Genomic DNA, 15,501 nt, shown 5'->3' with positions numbered 1-15,501 from the left:
GATGGAACGCATCCCGATCCTGCAGATGGGCGATCTGCTGCTGGTGACCATCCAGGTGGACATGCACGATCAGCTCGCGCTGACCCTGCAGGATGACCTCACCGAGAAGATCCGCAACACCTCCGCGCGCGGCGTGCTGATCGATATTTCCGCGCTGGATATCGTCGATTCCTTCATCGGCCGCATGATCGCGACCATTTCGTCGCTGGCCCGGATCATGGATGCCACCACGGTGGTGGTGGGCATGCAGCCGGCCGTGGCGATCACGCTGGTGGAGCTCGGCCTCACCCTCAGCGGCGTGCGCACCGCACTCAACGTGGAGCGCGGGATGAAGCTGCTGCAGCGCACCGACGAAGACGAAGCGGCCTCATGAGTGCCAACAGTGGTTCGCTGCCGATCCGCATCGAGCAGGATGTGGTGCTGGCCCGCCAGGCCGCGCGCCAGGTGTGCGTGGCCTGCAAGCTGCGCCTGATCGACCAGACCAAGCTGGTTACTGCCGCCAGTGAGCTGGCCCGCAACGCCGTGATCTACGGTGGCGGCGGGACGATGGACTGGGACGTGGTCGAGAAGGGGCTGCGCAAGGGCGTGCGGCTGGTCTTCGCCGACAACGGGCCGGGCATCCCGGATGTCGCGCAGGCGCTGACCGATGGCTGGTCGTCCGGCTCGGGCATGGGCCTGGGGCTGTCCGGCTCGCGCCGGCTGGTGGATGAATTCGAGCTGGAGAGTGCGCCGGGGCAGGGCACCCGCATCACGATCACCAAATGGAGCTGAACTTCGCAGGCCAGGTAACGCGGGTCGTGGTGGTCGAAGAAACCTCACAGGTCGGACAGGCGCGACGCGAAGCGCTGGCACTGGCCGATCATGTCGGCCTGGATGAAATGGACGCCGGCCGCGCGGCGCTGGTGGCGACCGAAATGGCGACCAACGTGCTCAAACATGGGCGCGGTGGCCGCATGTACCTGTCCGTGGTCTGTGGCCGGGGCGGCAACGGGGTGGAGCTGTGCACCGTGGACACCGGCCCGGGCTTTTCCCTGGCCGAGTGCCTTCCGGACGGGTATTCGACCGGCGGCACCCAGGGCCTCGGGCTGGGCGCGATCCAGCGCCAGGCCAGCGTGCTCGATGCCTGGTCCGATGCCAAGGGGGCGGTGGTCGTGGCGCGGATCTACGCCAGCCGCACCCCGCGCGACATCGACGTGGCTTACGGCGCCCTGCGCCTGCCGATGCGCCACGAGCTGGCCTGCGGCGATGCATGGCATATCCGCGCAGACGCACGGACCGTGTCGCTGACGGTGATCGATGGCCTCGGCCACGGGCTTCCTGCGGCCGATGCTGCGTGGGCCGGTGTGGATGCGGTCGCGCATTCTGCCGCGGGCGGTGCACCGGCGTTGATCGGCGTGCTGCATGCGGGTATGTCCGGCACCCGGGGGGGCGCGGCAGCGGTGGCCTGCGCGGATGTGGCGACGGGCCAGGTGGAGTTCGCCGGCATCGGCAACATCGCCGCCAGCCTGTGCGAGCCCACGAGTTCGCGTGGGCTGGCCTCGCACCCGGGGATCGTCGGTGTGCAGTACCGCAAGGCACAACCATTCCATTTTCACGCGGCCACAGGCACGCTGCTGGTCATGCACAGCGATGGACTACAGGCGCGTTGGAGCCTGCGTGATTACCCCGGCCTGTTCCACCGTCATCCAGCAGTGATCGTGGCGGTGCTGCAGCGTGATTTTGATCGTGGCCGGGATGACGCCGGCATTGTTGCCCTGCGTCTTGGAGATCTGCATTGAGCGTCACCCCCAATGATGAGGAACTGCAGCGGCTGCGCCTGGAAGCCGATGCGCTGCGTGCCGAGTTGGATGAAACCAACCAGGGCGTGCTCGCGCTGTATGCCGAGCTGGACCAGCAGGCCGAGCAGCTGCGCGAGGTCTCCGAGCTGAAGAGCCGGTTCCTGTCATACATGAGTCATGAGTTCCGCACGCCGCTGGGCTCGATCCTGAGCATGACGCGGCTGCTGGAAGACGGCATGGACGGCCCGCTGACCGACGAGCAGCGCCGCCAGGTGCGCTTCATCAGCGCCTCCACCAGCGAGCTGCGCGAGATGGTGGACGACCTGTTGGACCTGGCCAAGATCGAGGCCGGGCGGATCACCATTTCACCGGCCTGGTTCGACCTGATGGACCTGTTCTCGGCCCTGCGTGGCATGTTCCGCCCGCTGGTGGAAGGCAACCAGGTGGACCTGGTGTTCGAAGATCCGCCGGTGATGCCGTTGCTGTACACCGACGACAAGAAGCTGGCGCAGATCCTGCGCAACTTCATTTCCAACGCACTGAAGTTCACGCCCAATGGGCAGGTGGTGGTGTCGACCCGGTTGGAAGGGGAGAGCGCCGTGCGCTTCAGCGTGCGCGATACCGGCATCGGCATCCCCGCCGAACTGCAGTCCACCCTGTTCGAGGATTTCGTGCAGGTGGATACACCGCTGCAGAAACGGCTGCGCGGCACCGGGCTGGGGTTGTCACTGTGCAAGCGCTTTGCCGAGCTGCTGGGTGGGCACGTCGGGGTCGAAAGTGAAATCGGCGCAGGCTCGGACTTCTATGTGGTGTTGCCGCTGACCTTGGCCACGGAGGCCGCGAATGGCGAACCCTGATCGCATCCTGGTGGTGGACGACAACGTAGCGACCCGCTATGCGGTGCGCCGGGTGCTCGAGCATCACGGGTTCCATGTCGAGGAAGCCGGTACCGGCGGGGAGGGGCTGGAGCGCCTGGCCGAGCATGATTTCGATGCGCTGGTGCTGGATGTGAACCTGCCGGACATGAGTGGCTTCGATGTGGTCCGCCAGCTGCGCGAGAACGCACGCCTGCAGCTGCTGCCGGTGGTGCACGTCTCGGCGGCTTCGATCGCGACCGGCGACATGATCACCGGCCTCAACGCGGGCGCCGATGCCTATCTGATCCATCCGGTGGACCCGGATGTGCTGCTGGCCACGCTGCGCAGCCTGCTGCGCGCCCGCCGCGCGGAGGAAGCGCTGCGCGAGACTGAAGCGCGCTTCCGCGAAATCTTCCGCCATATCAATGCGCCCATCGCGGTGCTCGATGCCGACCTCAACGCGCACGACGCCAACGACGCGTTCACCCGTCTGCTGGGCCAGCAGATCGGTCCGGGCCAACTCGATCAGCTGCTTCAGGATCAGGCCGCGCCGCTGAGTGCGTTGAAGGTCGCCCTCGCCGAGGGCGAGCGCTGGCAGGGAACCTTCAGCCTTCGCGTCGGCGGTGCGATCCGCATGACCGAGTGGCGGGTGACTCCCTATCAGGCCGCTGGCCAGGGGCTGGTGCTGATCGAAGACACGACCGAGCACCATGCGCGTGCCAACGAGCAGCGCCAGGAGCTGGAAAGCGCCACGTCCGAACTGGCCTTCCAGATCGCCGAGCGCGAGCGCACCGAGATCGAGCTGATGCAGGCGCAGAAGATGGATGCGCTCGGCCAGCTCACCGGCGGCATCGCGCATGATTTCAACAACCTGCTGACCACGATCATCTCCGGGTTGGACATGATCGAGATCGCCGCCTCCAGCGGTAAATGGGACAAGGCCTCGCGCTACGTCGAGATCGCCACCGGCTCGGCACACCGTGCCGCGGCGCTGACCCAGCGCATGCTGGCCTTCGCGCGCAAACAACCGCTGGACCCGCAGACCTTCGACGTCGTTGCGCGGGTGCGCTCGCTGGAAGACATGCTGCAGCGCTCGATCGGGGAGAACATCGAGCTTGAACTGGAGCTGGGCCCGGAGCCGTTGATCGCGGTGGCCGACCCGAACCAGTTCGAGAACGTGATCCTCAACCTGGTCATCAACGCCCGCGATGCGCTGGCCGGCCAAGGCCTGATCCGCATCCGCGCCGGGCGTGCGCAGATCGAACGTGACCATGAGCTGGCCCCGGGCCACTACATCACGGTCACCGTCCTGGACAACGGCGTGGGCATTCCCACCGAGCTGCTGACCAAGGTGTTCGAGCCGTTCTTCACGACCAAGCCGCAGGGCGAGGGCACCGGGTTGGGGTTGTCGATGACCTACGGGTTCGCGCGTCAGTCCGGTGGCAGCGCACGCATCGCCAGCGAGCGTGGCGAGGGGACGGAAATCGAGCTGCTGCTGCCGGAGGGCCAGCTTCAGCCGGTCGCCCAGGCATCGGTACCGGCACAGCTGCCCCGTGGCAGCGCCGAACGCATCCTGCTGGTGGACGATACCGATTCGGTGCGGATGATGGTCCGGGAGATGCTGGTCGAAGCCGGATACCAGGTGGTCGAGGCCATCAACGCGCAGCAGGCGCTGCTGGAACTGCATTCGGACCGTGAGCTGGACCTGCTGCTGTCCGACGTCGGCCTGCCCGGCATGAACGGCCGCGAGCTTGCCGATGCGGCCCGGGCCCTGCGGCCGCACCTGCCGGTGCTGTTCGTCACCGGCTATACGGAAAGCGCCGCTGTCCGCAATGAATTCCTCGGGCAGGGGATGTCCCTGCTGCCCAAGCCGTTCAGTGTCAACGAACTGCTGCGGGGCGTGCGGCAGATGTTCAACCCGGGCTGACAGGCTTCGCCCGCAGCCTGGGTACAATCCCCCGACGCCTCCGGGGGAAACCACCATGTCGCCACCCGCAATCGGCCCGGCCGCCCGCGCACTGGCGGCGCGTGAGTGCACGGCCATCGCCGAGGCGCTTTCGCCCCAACCCGATGTCCACGATGCCGTGCATCGCGCGCGCAAGACCATCCGCCGCCTTCGCGCGCTGCTCGCACTGCTGGAGAACAGCCATTTTGAGACAGGCCAGGCCGATGCGGCCCTGCGGCGCCTCGGGCAAGGGCTGTCGGCATTGCGCGATGCCCACGTGGTGGTGGACACCTGCCAGCGCCTGGCCGCGCAGCAGCCCGCCCTGCCATGGGCGGAGGTCGGCAGACGGCTGACGGTGCGCCGCGACGCACGCCTGGCCCAGGCGCTCGCACGCGACCCGGCGTTTGCACGCCGCCACGCGGCACTGGGACGTATCGTGCGGGATCTCCAGGGCCAGCCATGGGAGTCCCTTGCAAGGCGTGACCTGCGCAAGGGACTGGCGCGTAGTGAGCGGCGTACCGCCAAGGCGGAAAAGCGCGCCGCACGCAGCCGCGATACCGAGGATCTGCACCGCTGGCGCCGGCGGGTACGCCGCCTGCGCATGCAGCTGGAAGCACTGCCAACGCTGGACAGCGCGCTGGCTGCCTCGATCAAGCGCAGTAGCCCGGGCCGACAGGCGCGGGCACTGCACACGCTGGGCGATCAGCTGGGCTGGCAGCAGGACCTACGGATGCTGCGCAACCTGGTGCGGGTGATGCCGGGTGTGGAGGGCCGCCGTGCACTGCTCGCGCAGATGGATGCGGAGGGGGTGGTTGCGCTGGGCTGAGCCATGTGCGCGCCGCTCAGGCCCCCGCGAAGGTACGCACGCCCGGGTGTCCCCCCACCTTCGGCGGCTTGTACTCGCACCGCGGATACCCCGAGCACGACTGGAACGCGCCATACGGCCCGGTGCGCGGCATGATCACGCCCACCCTGCAGGCTGGGCAGGCCTGCTCGTGGATGGTCTCACCCGCCATCGAGGTGACGCGCACCGCACCGTCATTGACCAGCTCGGTCAGGAAGGCCGAGCGCCGACCCTGCACGGTGAACATCGCCACCGAGCGGCGCGCGCGCGTCAGCGCTACGTAGAACAGGCGGCGTTCTTCGCCCAGCGGATACGCATCGCTGTCCGGCATCGCCAGCGCGAGCACGGGATCATCGGCGCGGGTATTGGGAAAGCGCCGGTCCAGCATGCCGGGCAGGATCACATAGTCCGCCTCCATGCCTTTGGAGCGGTGCGCGGTGAGGAAGCTGACCTCCATGTGTTGCCCATGCCGTGCCCGCCACGTGGCCGACAGCATCGCGCGGTCTGCGTTGTAGCGGCCGAGTACGAACACCGTGACCTTGCCATCGCGGCCGGGCGGCACCTGGCCGGACAGCAGCTGCTGGTGCAGTCGCTCCAGATACTGCTCGACCGCTCCGGCCAGCCGGTCGCGCGAGGCGACCTGGTAGGCCTGCAGCACCGCGCCGTACGCCGGCGTGACCGACTGGACGTCCTTCGGGATCTGCGCAGGGTTGCGGGATACGAAGGCACTGGACACATCGCACAGCGCCTGCGGGCAGCGGAACGTCTGCTCCAGCTTGAGCACCTGGCCCTGACCGAACCAGTCCACGAAGCCGGTCATCACCGACACGTCCGCGCCGGCAAAGCGATTGATCGACTGCCAGTCGTCACCGACCGCGAACAGGTGTTTTCCCGGTGCCTGCACCAGTGCCCGGCACAGCCGCGCACGGGCGCGCGAGGCATCCTGGAATTCATCGGCCATGACCAGATCGAAGGGAGCGACGTAGCGCCCCTGTTCGAGGTGCTCGGCGGCCTGGTTGAGCATGTCTTCGAAATCGATCCCGCCCTCGGCCACCAGCGCATCGTCCCAGCCTTCCAGGATCGGGACGATCAGCGTGAGGAAGAGGCGGTAGCGGTGCTTGAAGTGATCGTCGGGCAGGCGGCGCAGGCGCTCGACCATGTCCTCCACGTGCAGCGCGTTGCTCTTGGCGTGGCTGATGAAGGTACGGACCAGGCCGATCAGGTCGCTGTCCGGCATCGGCGTCGCACCGCCCTCGGGCAGGTCGCGGTCGGGATTCGGGTCCAGTTCGATACCGCGCTGCGACAAGGCCTCGCCCAACCGCACGAACAGTTCGCCGGTGCGCAACTGCAGCGGGGTGGTCTCGATCCGCTCGATGCCCTCGCGGGCGCCCGGCTCGCCAGCGCGAGGCACGGGCGCGCGGTCGTGTCCCGCCGGGGCGAGGTGGTCGTGATACAGCGCAATGCCGGGGTAATGGAAATCCGGGCGGTACTGGCGGTACGCATCGGTCCCGGCATCGAATGCATCGCGGCGTGCATAGGTGTACGCCACGCCGTTGTAGAACAGCCAGTCGGCGATCACGCACGCTTCGATGCTATGCACGCGCTCGCCCTGCAGGGTGCGCACATACCCCTGGCCATCCTTGTCCCACTCCTCGGCCTCCAGCGACCCGCCGGTGACTGGCAGGTCACGGCCGAACACCAGCCGGAACATGTCCCACTGGGTACGGAAGGCGAGCGAACGGTCCTTGAGCTGGTCGATGATCTCGGCCAACCGATGGAAACCCTGGGTGGCATCGACCGCCCAGTCCGGCACCTGCGGCATCCGGCCGGTGGCCTGGGCGATGATGTGCCGGCCCAGCGCATGGAAGGTGCGCGCTTCCACCCGCACCTGATCCAGGCCGAGGCGCTGGAACGCGCGGTCCGCACGGGCCTGCAGCTCGGTGGCAGCTTCCTTGTTGAAGGCGAGCATGACGATGCGCTCGGGCGCGACCAGCCCGCGTTCGATGGCGTACGCCGCCTTGGCGACCATCGTGGAGGTTTTGCCCGAACCTGCTGCGGCCACCACCTGGACGCGGTTGTCGAAGCAGATCACTGCGCGGGCCTGCTCATCGGTGAGTGGCCGGCTTTCGACGCGGTCCAGCAACGCACGGCTGGCGACCCGTTCGCGCGCCTGATGGACCTCATTGCGGCGCGCCCACATCGTTGGCCAGTCGGCCAGCCACAGCATCAGCGCTTCTTCGATCGCGGCCGGGTCGCCATCGAGCTGGCTGCGCAGGTCGGCATCATCGAACACCGTCCACAGCGCGTCCTCATCCAGGGGCAGGGTGGGGCGTGCCTGCAGCAGTGCCTGCTGCTGCTCGCAGGTCAGCCACAGCGATTCCTCGTCGGCCAGATCGGTAGCCGCCTGCACCTGGGCGAGCCAGTGCTGGATGGCGGTGTAGGACTGCTTGAACAAGGCCACATGGTCGCGCTGGCGTTGCTTGCCGCTTCGCTCCTCCAGGGCCGACACCAGCAAGCGCGCGGCCGCAGCGGGCAGGCCGCCGAGGATCAACGGTGGGTGCCCTTCACGATGGAGGCTCAGCCGTGCCCAGGGCAGGCGCGGGTACACCTGCAGTGCATCCAGCGGCGCGTGGTACCGATGACCGTCAATGGTCAGTAGCAGCTGGTCGTCTTCCAGGCGCAGGCGCCAGTGCGGCGATCGCGTGAGGCGTTGGCCCCAGTCGCTCGGGGCCCATTCGTACGTCATCGGTGTTCCAGGTGCGGCCCGCGTTGCGGCCGTGGCCGGAACAGCATGGGTGGCGCGGTTTGATCGGATGCCCATGATAGGGGAAATAAAAAAAATCCCCGCCTGGGCGGGGATTCGGATCGAGCGGTGGTTCGGGGCGCGCGCCTACTGCTGCAGCACCGGCACGCTGCGCGCGCGGCGGTCCACCAGCATCGCCACGCACCACAGCAGCAGCCCGCCCAGCGCGGTGGCAGCGCCAACGTAACCGGTCACCGCGGGGCTGAAGCCGGCGCCTATGGCCATGCCACCGAACCACGGGCCCAGTGCGTTGGCGGTATTGAACGCGGCATGGTTGGAGGCGGCGGCGAGCGTCTGCGCTTCGCCGGCCACGTCCATCAGGCGGGTCTGCAGCACGGCCGCCAGGGCGCCCATGGTGCCGACCGCAATGATCATCGGGAACACGCTCCACACCGATTGCGCGGCCAGCGGGAAGGCCAGCAGCACCAGGATCGACCAGACCAGCACGACGGCGGCGGCGCGGAACTGGAAGCGGTCCACCAGCCAGCCACCGGCGACGTTGCCGATGATCGCGCCGATGCCGAAGATGCCCACGGCCAGCGGCATCCACGATTCGGCCAGGCCGGTGACCTGCACCAGCGTGGGGGCGAGATAGGTGAACACGCAGAACATGCCGGCGAAGCCGACCGAACCGATCGCCAGTGCCAGCCACACCTGGGGACGATTGAAGGCACGCAGTTCGCGCATCGGCGAGGTACGCACCTCATCCGGATCGGGCAGCAGGAAGCGCGCGATCATCGCCACGGTGGCGATCGCCAGCACGCTGACCAGGGCGAACGCGGTGCGCCAGCTGACCTGCTGGCCGAGCCAGGTGGTGAGCGGATTGCCGACCAGGATCGCCACGGAGAGGCCGAGCAGCACTTTGGACACCGCCGCGCCACGCTGCGCCGGCGGGCTGATTGCCGCCGCCACCAGCATCGCCACGCCGAAGTAGGCGCCATGCGGCAGCCCGGCGACGAAGCGCGCCAGCAGCATCGTGCCGTAGTTGGGCGCCAGCGCGCTGGCCAGATTGCCGATGGCGTAGAAGCCCATCAGCGCCAGCAGCAGGTTGCGGCGCGCGAAGCCGGCGCCGGCAAAGGCCAGGACCGGGGCGCCGACCACCACGCCGATGGCATAGGCGCTGATCAGGTGGCCGACCTGGGTTTCGCTGATCGACAGCCCGCGGCTGATCTCCAGCATCAGGCCCATGCTGGCAAACTCACTGGTGCCGATGGCAAAGCCGCCCAGCGACAAGGCCAGCAGGATCAGGGTGCGCTCGCGCGGCGAGAGCCGGGCGGCCAGAGGGACGGAGGAGGAGCTCATGCAGGCGGCGGCGTCGAACGGGGAAGCGCGGCATTGTACTGCTGCGACGCAGCATTAATCAGCCGGGCCCATGGAACGCTGGATCTGCCTGGTGCGCGCTGCCCCGTGAGCGGCCTACCGCAGCGTGCGGACAGGCCCGCCGCGTTTGGCTATCGCCGCCTTTTCACGGATACGGCCGCGCCCTGAACGGCTGCGGCTCGGGCGCCGCCGGCGGAAGGCGCTCGCCGTGCACGCGGCTGAGGATCTCATTGGTGCGCCGTTGTTCGGCCACGATCTGTTGCAGCAGCCCCTTAATACCGAAGATGGCAAACGGAACGAACAGCCACAACAACCCGAGCAGCGCGCCGATGAGCGCGACCAACAGCGAAAACCCTGAACCCGCAGGACCCATGTCTTACTTCCTTGTCGTTGAGAGGTGGTTGATCACCTCAATGATAGCCGCAGCCTTTTGGACCAGGGCCGCATTGGGCGCCCAGCGGCATTGGCCGGTGGGCGGCGACGAAATATCACTAGTCGATCACGGCCAGTCTCGCCCATTCATGCGACAATTTCGCTTCAAGGCCACCCGTCGATGGCTGCGCGATGCCGCCAGAGAGGTTGCGATGTCTTCCAGTCCAGGCTTTCCTGCCCTTATCGGTTTCGATCTGCCCGGCCCACAGGCGGGGACCCGTTCGCAGCGGGTGATTGTCACCGCGCTGCTGGATGACACCCCGCGCGCTGACTGGCTGCGCATCCTGCACCGCCTGGCGTGGCCATCATTGCGGCTGGATCACGGCGTCGAGCAGATCCGCCTGGTCGGGCAGGGCCTCCATTTCGTGGGTGCGATCACCGATGCCAGGGCGTTGTCGGCCTCGGTGCGTGGCCTGTTCAACGAGGTCAACGCGAAAGCGCTGGACCGCCGCCTCGCCGCGATGGAAAACCCGCTGGATGACGATGGTCCGGGCAGCGCGCCTGCGGCGTCCTTGGCCCATGCCACGGATCCGCGCCTGGACGACGTGGCCGCACTGCTTGCGATGCCGGCCGTGCCGGGCATGCTGGAGTTGGCGAGTGCGATGACCGGCATGCGGTTCGTTGCGGTGGCCCGTGTCACCGCCGATCGGTGGACCGCCTGCGCCGTGCATGATCGTCTGGATTTCGGTCTGCGCCCGGGCGATGACCTGGTGCTGGAGACCACCATCTGCGATGAGATACGCGAGCATCGCCATCTGGTCCAGTTCGACCAGGCCAGCACCCATCCGGTGTTCTCCAGCCATCCCACGCCCGCGCTGTATGGGTTCGAGAGCTACATCTCGGTCCCCATGTTCCGCCGCGATGGTGGCTTCCACGGCACGCTGTGCGCGTTGGATCCCAATCCTTCCAGACTCGACGCCGCGACGGTGAAAGGCTTCGAGGTGCTGGCGGGGCTGATCGGCGCGCAGCTGGATGTGCAGGATGCGCCGGCCGGGGCAGGGCAGCCGGTGATCAGCATGGCCGAGGCGCTGTCGGTGCTTTCGCGTCAGGTGGACGCGCTCGACGCGGCCGCGCTGCCGGAGCAGTTCCGCGCGGTGACCACGCAGTTGCGTGCGCTGGTGGACGGGGCGCGGGCTGTGGCGGGCTGAAACAAACGGGCCATTCCCGACGTGGCACGACGCGACAGCCCCAATGCTGAAACCTCTGGCTAGACTGCAAGGCCCTCTGAAGCAGCGCCTCTGATGTCGCACGTTTTGTCATGCACCCGTCCGCGCGTCGTGGCTTCCTTGCTGACCGTCTTCTTTTCTCTTGCAACCCCGTCTGTGGAGGCGTACTCCCGCAGAGGCACCATCGACGTGCGCTGGATGGAGGGAAGCGCCTGTTTCGGTCTGCCGGCTGCCGAGCTTCGCCGTCTGAAGCGGGTAGTGAAGCTGGAATCGATCAGCGTCTTCGATCTGGAACGTTCGAGCACTGTCCCAGTCTGGCTGGATGAATATCCATGGAGTGAGCCTCGTCCACTGGATCCCGACGGATGCCTCCTCTTCGGCGATGCGCAAGGCAGCGCCGCGCGGAAACCGCTGCAGCCGCTGCGCGTCGGGGTGCCTTACGAGGTCGTCATGAAACTCGAGCGCACCAAGGGCACAGACCCGACGATGTTTCATTCTGCGCGCTTCTGCCTGCGTCGTCAGCTCGACGGAGAAACGGGTCTCATCACCCTCAAACATGTCGGGGCGAAGGGCTGGAACACCTGGGCCTGCGAACACACCTAGTTCCCAGCCTCCACCGGCGCAAAGCGCGCCCGCCAGTGCCCCTCCACCTCCACCCGTGCGACGAACATCTCGTACGGACGCACCCACAGGCCGACATCCGAATCCAGCGGCCGGTACAGCACCATCGGCGCCAGCGTTTCACTGTGGCGTACAACTCCGATCACCTCGTAGTTGCCGCCCTTGAAATGGCGGTAGTGGCCGAGCGGCAGGGTGGGCAGCGGGGAAAGATCGGACATGGCGGCGGTAGCAAAGACGGGCGGCCCATTATCGCCCCGCGCACCGGTTGGCGGTGATGTTCCGTCGGGTCAGCCGGCATCCGGCAACGGGCCGGCGCGGCAGGCGTTGACCAGGTGCAGCACCGCGTCGGGGTGCATCGGCCGGGCCAGCTGGTAGCCCTGCGCTTCATCGCAGCCCCACAGCCGCAGCAGCGAAAGCTCGGCGTCGTTTTCCACGCCTTCGGCCACGGTGCGGTAGCCCAGCTGGCGGGCCAGCTTGATGATGGCTTCCACCTTCAGCCGGGCGGTGCGTGAGCGCGCCAGCCCGGTCACCAGCGTCTGGTCGATCTTGATATGGCTGATCGGCACCTCGCTGAGATAGCCGAAGTTGCTGTAGCCGCTGCCGAAGTCGTCGATCGCGATGCGCACGCCGGCCGCCGCCATCTCACGCAACTGCGGCAGCGCCGCCGGATGGTGGTTGAGCCACTGGCCTTCCGTGATTTCGATTTCGATCAGGCCCGGGGCGAGGCCGTAGGCATGCAGCCGCTCGGACAGCACGCTCCACACACACTGGTCATCGAAGTCGCGCGGGGAGAGATTGATGGACAGGCTGAAGCCGGGCACGGTCTTCTGCCAGTGCGCGGCCTGGGCCAGCGCGTGATCGATGACCCAGCGGCTTAGCGCGGGCATCAGCGCCGTGCGCTCCAGCACCGGGATGAATTCGCCCGGGCTGATCGGGCCCAGCATCGGATGGGTCCAGCGCAGCAGGGCTTCGGCCGACACCGGCTGCCCATCGATCAGATCGAAGCGCGGCTGGTACACCAGGCTGAACTGGTGCTGGGCCAGGCCGCGTCCGGCATCGGACGCCAACCGGTAACGGCGGCGCAGGGCATCGTCGCGTTCCTGCGAATACCAGCACAGGCAGGCATCGGTCTGCAGGGCATGATGCATGGCGACCAGGCATTTGCGGACCAGATCCGCGGTCTCCTCGCTTACCGCGCGGAAGTCGCAGACGCCGGCATGGAACTGCGGTGACATCGGGATGCTGCCGGCCATCAGCGGCCGGCGCATGCGCACGCGCAGGCGGTCGAGCAGGCCCTCGGTCTGGTGATGCGAGTGGTCCGCCAGCAGGAAAGCGAAACGGGTCACTCCCACGTGATAGACCTGCGTAACATCACGCAGCACGTCCTGCACGCGCAGCGCCGCCTGGCGCAGCAGGGTTTCCACGGGTTTCATGCCCAGGGCCTGGCCGGCGTCGTTGGCGCTCTGCAGGTCGAACACATCCAGCAGCACCGCCGTGAACCTCCGGCCTTCACCGCGGCGGGACAGGGAGGTGAGGTCGGCCTGGAACTGCTGCCGGTTGGGCAGGCCGCTGACCTGATCACGGCGGCCGAGCGACATCTTCAGTTCCATCTGCGCAACCACCACGCGCGAGAGCGTCTGCAACTGCACCTGCTCTTCGGCAGAGAGCCGCCGCGGCTCACGCCCCATGATGCACAGGGTACCCAGCGCGACGCCGCCCTTGGTGATCAGCGGCGTACCGGCATAGAAGCGCAGCTGCTCGGGGCCGGCGACCAGCGCATTGCCGGCAAAGCGTGGGTCCTGGCGAAGATCCTCTATCTGCAGCACCTGGCTGGAACCCAGCGCGTGCGCGCAGATCGAGGCATGCCGTTCGTTGCGGGTCAGCGCCAGCCCCACGCGCGAGATGAGGTGCTGGTGGTCGGCATCGAAGATCGACACCAGCGCGATCGGCACGCCGAAGGTGAAGGCCGCCAGTTCGGTGATCGGGTCCAGCGCCGTGCCCAGCGCAGGGTCCATCACGTTGAGTGCTTCGATCAACGCGATCCGGTCAACATCGTTGCGTCTGTCCAGCATGTACCGCGCCCTGTTCCGACTTCATCGCTACTATCACGATGGCAATGCAGAACCAGTGTGAAGCAGGGGCGAGGCGGATGAAGCGTTCACGCAGGCTGGGCGGAACCCTGGCTCAGAGCGGTGCGTCCGGCGACTGCAGCAAGGTGACCAACTGGCGCAGGCGATAGGGCTTGGGCAGGAATTCGACATGGTCCGGCAGTGGCGGCAGCTGCGAGCGCGCATAGCCAGACGCCAGGATCATGCGCGCATTGGGCAGCACGTCGGCCACGTGCTCGCTGAGCTCCACGCCGCTCATGCCGTTGGGCATGCTGATATCGCTGAACACCACATCGAACCCACCCGGGTCCTGCATCAGGCGCAGGGCGGTCGGACCATCGTCGGCCGTGTGGATTTCGATACCGAAGTCCTGCAACGCCTGGCCGATCAGTTCACGCAGGTCCTGCTGGTCTTCGACCATCAATACGCGTAGGGGCTCAGACATGCTCGACTTCCTCAATGACAGGTAACAACAGGCGGACGGTGGTGCCCCTTCCGGGGGCGGTTTGTACGTCGACGAAGCCGTCGCACTGCGAGACGAAGCCAAACACCTGGCTCAGGCCCAGACCGCTGCCCTTGCCGACTTCCTTGGTGGTGAAAAACGGCTCGCTGGCGCGCTCGGCGATGTCCGGGGGCATACCATCGCCCTCATCGGTCACCGCGATGGCGACATAGTGGCGGCGCATGGGCTGGGACAGATCCGGTGCCAGTCGCTGTTCGACCTCGGCCGTGATCGTGACCGTGCCGCCCTGGGGCATCGCTTCGGCACTATTGAGCACCAGATTCAACACGGCGCTGTGCAACTGTACGCCATCGGTGACGATCGGTGGCAGGTCCGCCGTCAATTCCAGCTGCACCGCGATGCCGGCCGGGCAGGCGCGGCGCAGGACGGGCAGGGCATCGAGCAGGAACTCCTGCACGACCACCGGCTCGCGCACCAAGGTCTGATCGGCCGAGAACGCCAGCAGCTGGCGGGTCAGCAGCGAGCCCCGGTCGGCGGCGGCCTGGGCCAGGTCCACCAGCTCCTGGGTGCGGTCGTCGGCGCCGGGGCGCAGGGCGATCAGGTCCAGTGCGTTGCCGATGGTGGTCAGCAGGTTGTTGAATTCATGGGCCAGGCCGCGGGTCAGCCGGCCCACGTTGTCCAGCTGCCGTTGCTGGACATGCGCGCGCTGCGCATCCTGCAGCAGGCGCTGGGCCTGGTAGCGCTCGGTGACATCCTGGGTGACCTTGACGAACCCGAGCAGGCAGCCGTCTTCGCGGACCGGCTCGATCACCTCGCCGGCACGGAACCGCTCGCCAGTGCAGCGCACCCGCCAGCCCTCGCCGACGAAGCGGCCATGGTCACGCGCATACGCCAGCGCCTGCTGGGGCACGCCCAGCTGTTGATCCTCGGGGGTATAGAACAGGCCGACATGCTTGCCGATCACGGCCTCGGCGGTATAGCCCTTGACCCGCTCGCAGCCACGGTTCCAGCTGCAGATGTTGCCCTGCGTATCGAGCAGATAGATCGCGTGATCGCTCACGTTGTCGATCAACAGCTTGAGCTGCCGGCTTTCGTCGGCAAGCGGTGCAACGCTGGATACGGCCTGGACCACGACGGTTATCGACTCCCCGATAAGGGACCGAA

15 protein-coding genes are annotated in these 15,501 nt (G+C 67.3%); 8 read left to right on the top strand and 7 right to left on the bottom strand.

Translation table 11 applies throughout. The annotated features are described in order from the left end of the window. The first annotated feature begins 1 nt into the window (after position 1). The 6 genes from OC373_RS01385 to OC373_RS01360 are packed head-to-tail and all read left to right on the top strand — an operon-like array spanning position 2 to position 5,406. The gene (locus OC373_RS01385; protein ID WP_261996861.1) at positions 2-373 is read left to right on the top strand and encodes an STAS domain-containing protein; all 372 of its coding nucleotides are present in this window, start codon (positions 2-4) and stop codon (positions 371-373) included. Continuing rightward, positions 370-771, top strand: a complete 402-nt coding sequence (locus OC373_RS01380) for an anti-sigma regulatory factor (protein WP_019184174.1) — start codon at positions 370-372, stop codon at positions 769-771. Before OC373_RS01385 ends, OC373_RS01380 begins: the two co-directional genes overlap by 4 nt. Beyond that, a complete protein-coding gene (locus OC373_RS01375) occupies positions 762-1,778 on the top strand; it encodes an ATP-binding protein (RefSeq protein WP_261996860.1) in 1,017 nt (338 codons plus the stop codon). The genes OC373_RS01380 and OC373_RS01375 overlap by 10 nt, the downstream gene beginning before the upstream one ends. Next, on the top strand, positions 1,775-2,635 hold the full coding sequence (locus tag OC373_RS01370; RefSeq protein WP_019184172.1) for an ATP-binding protein: 861 nt from the start codon (positions 1,775-1,777) through the stop codon (positions 2,633-2,635). The genes OC373_RS01375 and OC373_RS01370 overlap by 4 nt, the downstream gene beginning before the upstream one ends. Further along, complete coding sequence (locus tag OC373_RS01365; RefSeq protein ID WP_070425363.1) at positions 2,622-4,562, top strand: response regulator; 1,941 nt, start codon at positions 2,622-2,624, stop codon at positions 4,560-4,562. The genes OC373_RS01370 and OC373_RS01365 overlap by 14 nt, the downstream gene beginning before the upstream one ends. A 55-nt stretch (positions 4,563-4,617) precedes the next feature. After that, positions 4,618-5,406 (top strand): CHAD domain-containing protein, encoded by a 789-nt coding sequence (locus OC373_RS01360; protein ID WP_261996859.1) that lies wholly within the window; start codon positions 4,618-4,620, stop codon positions 5,404-5,406. A 16-nt stretch (positions 5,407-5,422) separates the two neighbouring features. Here OC373_RS01360 and OC373_RS01355 read toward each other — a convergent pair whose 3' ends face one another. The 3 genes from OC373_RS01355 to OC373_RS01345 form a co-directional block, all read right to left on the bottom strand. Further along, the gene (locus tag OC373_RS01355) at positions 5,423-8,170 is read right to left on the bottom strand and encodes a UvrD-helicase domain-containing protein (RefSeq protein ID WP_261996858.1); all 2,748 of its coding nucleotides are present in this window, start codon (positions 8,168-8,170) and stop codon (positions 5,423-5,425) included. Positions 8,171-8,314: 144 nt separating this feature from the next. Continuing rightward, the gene (locus OC373_RS01350; RefSeq protein WP_019184168.1) at positions 8,315-9,529 is read right to left on the bottom strand and encodes an MFS transporter; all 1,215 of its coding nucleotides are present in this window, start codon (positions 9,527-9,529) and stop codon (positions 8,315-8,317) included. A 163-nt stretch (positions 9,530-9,692) separates the two neighbouring features. Beyond that, positions 9,693-9,920 (bottom strand): hypothetical protein, encoded by a 228-nt coding sequence (locus tag OC373_RS01345; RefSeq protein WP_046273396.1) that lies wholly within the window; start codon positions 9,918-9,920, stop codon positions 9,693-9,695. Positions 9,921-10,131: 211 nt separating this feature from the next. Between OC373_RS01345 and OC373_RS01340 the strand changes: the two genes are divergently transcribed. Together OC373_RS01340 and OC373_RS01335 are read left to right on the top strand one after the other, a co-directional pair. Further along, positions 10,132-11,127, top strand: a complete 996-nt coding sequence (locus OC373_RS01340) for a GAF domain-containing protein (RefSeq protein ID WP_261996857.1) — start codon at positions 10,132-10,134, stop codon at positions 11,125-11,127. A gap of 93 nt (positions 11,128-11,220) precedes the next feature. Continuing rightward, positions 11,221-11,748, top strand: a complete 528-nt coding sequence (locus OC373_RS01335) for a hypothetical protein (protein WP_261996856.1) — start codon at positions 11,221-11,223, stop codon at positions 11,746-11,748. Here OC373_RS01335 and OC373_RS01330 read toward each other — a convergent pair. The 4 genes from OC373_RS01330 to OC373_RS01315 form a co-directional block, all read right to left on the bottom strand. Continuing rightward, positions 11,745-11,984, bottom strand: a complete 240-nt coding sequence (locus tag OC373_RS01330) for a DUF1653 domain-containing protein (RefSeq protein WP_261996855.1) — start codon at positions 11,982-11,984, stop codon at positions 11,745-11,747. The two genes, OC373_RS01335 and OC373_RS01330, sit on opposite strands and share 4 nt — an antisense overlap. Positions 11,985-12,053: 69 nt before the next feature. Next, the gene (locus OC373_RS01325) at positions 12,054-13,838 is read right to left on the bottom strand and encodes an EAL domain-containing protein (RefSeq protein ID WP_261996854.1); all 1,785 of its coding nucleotides are present in this window, start codon (positions 13,836-13,838) and stop codon (positions 12,054-12,056) included. Positions 13,839-13,950: 112 nt separating this feature from the next. Next, on the bottom strand, positions 13,951-14,319 hold the full coding sequence (locus OC373_RS01320; RefSeq protein ID WP_019184164.1) for a response regulator: 369 nt from the start codon (positions 14,317-14,319) through the stop codon (positions 13,951-13,953). Beyond that, positions 14,312-15,469 (bottom strand): ATP-binding protein, encoded by a 1,158-nt coding sequence (locus OC373_RS01315; RefSeq protein ID WP_261996853.1) that lies wholly within the window; start codon positions 15,467-15,469, stop codon positions 14,312-14,314. Before OC373_RS01315 ends, OC373_RS01320 begins: the two co-directional genes overlap by 8 nt. Positions 15,470-15,501: the final 32 nt, after the last annotated feature.

This window comes from Stenotrophomonas sp. Ste96 (genome assembly GCF_024519495.1).
GTDB classification, from domain to species: Bacteria; Pseudomonadota; Gammaproteobacteria; order Xanthomonadales; family Xanthomonadaceae; genus Stenotrophomonas; species Stenotrophomonas bentonitica_A.
Note: the sequence above shows the minus strand (reverse complement) of the source record. Positions and strands in the feature narration are given on the sequence as shown.

Bases quoted from the DNA above. Each gene is read 5' to 3' on its own strand.
- OC373_RS01385 (WP_261996861.1), top strand. From the start codon at position 2: ATGGAACGCATCCCGATCCTGCAGATGGGCGATCTGCTGCTGGTGACC.
- OC373_RS01380 (WP_019184174.1), top strand. From the start codon at position 370: ATGAGTGCCAACAGTGGTTCGCTGCCGATCCGCATCGAGCAGGATGTG.
- OC373_RS01375 (WP_261996860.1), top strand. From the start codon at position 762: ATGGAGCTGAACTTCGCAGGCCAGGTAACGCGGGTCGTGGTGGTCGAA.
- OC373_RS01365 (WP_070425363.1), top strand. From the start codon at position 2,622: ATGGCGAACCCTGATCGCATCCTGGTGGTGGACGACAACGTAGCGACC.
- OC373_RS01360 (WP_261996859.1), top strand. From the start codon at position 4,618: ATGTCGCCACCCGCAATCGGCCCGGCCGCCCGCGCACTGGCGGCGCGT.
- OC373_RS01355 (WP_261996858.1), bottom strand. From the start codon at position 8,170: ATGACGTACGAATGGGCCCCGAGCGACTGGGGCCAACGCCTCACGCGA.
- OC373_RS01350 (WP_019184168.1), bottom strand. From the start codon at position 9,529: ATGAGCTCCTCCTCCGTCCCTCTGGCCGCCCGGCTCTCGCCGCGCGAG.
- OC373_RS01345 (WP_046273396.1), bottom strand. From the start codon at position 9,920: ATGGGTCCTGCGGGTTCAGGGTTTTCGCTGTTGGTCGCGCTCATCGGC.
- OC373_RS01340 (WP_261996857.1), top strand. From the start codon at position 10,132: ATGTCTTCCAGTCCAGGCTTTCCTGCCCTTATCGGTTTCGATCTGCCC.
- OC373_RS01335 (WP_261996856.1), top strand. From the start codon at position 11,221: ATGTCGCACGTTTTGTCATGCACCCGTCCGCGCGTCGTGGCTTCCTTG.
- OC373_RS01330 (WP_261996855.1), bottom strand. From the start codon at position 11,984: ATGTCCGATCTTTCCCCGCTGCCCACCCTGCCGCTCGGCCACTACCGC.
- OC373_RS01325 (WP_261996854.1), bottom strand. From the start codon at position 13,838: ATGCTGGACAGACGCAACGATGTTGACCGGATCGCGTTGATCGAAGCA.
- OC373_RS01320 (WP_019184164.1), bottom strand. From the start codon at position 14,319: ATGTCTGAGCCCCTACGCGTATTGATGGTCGAAGACCAGCAGGACCTG.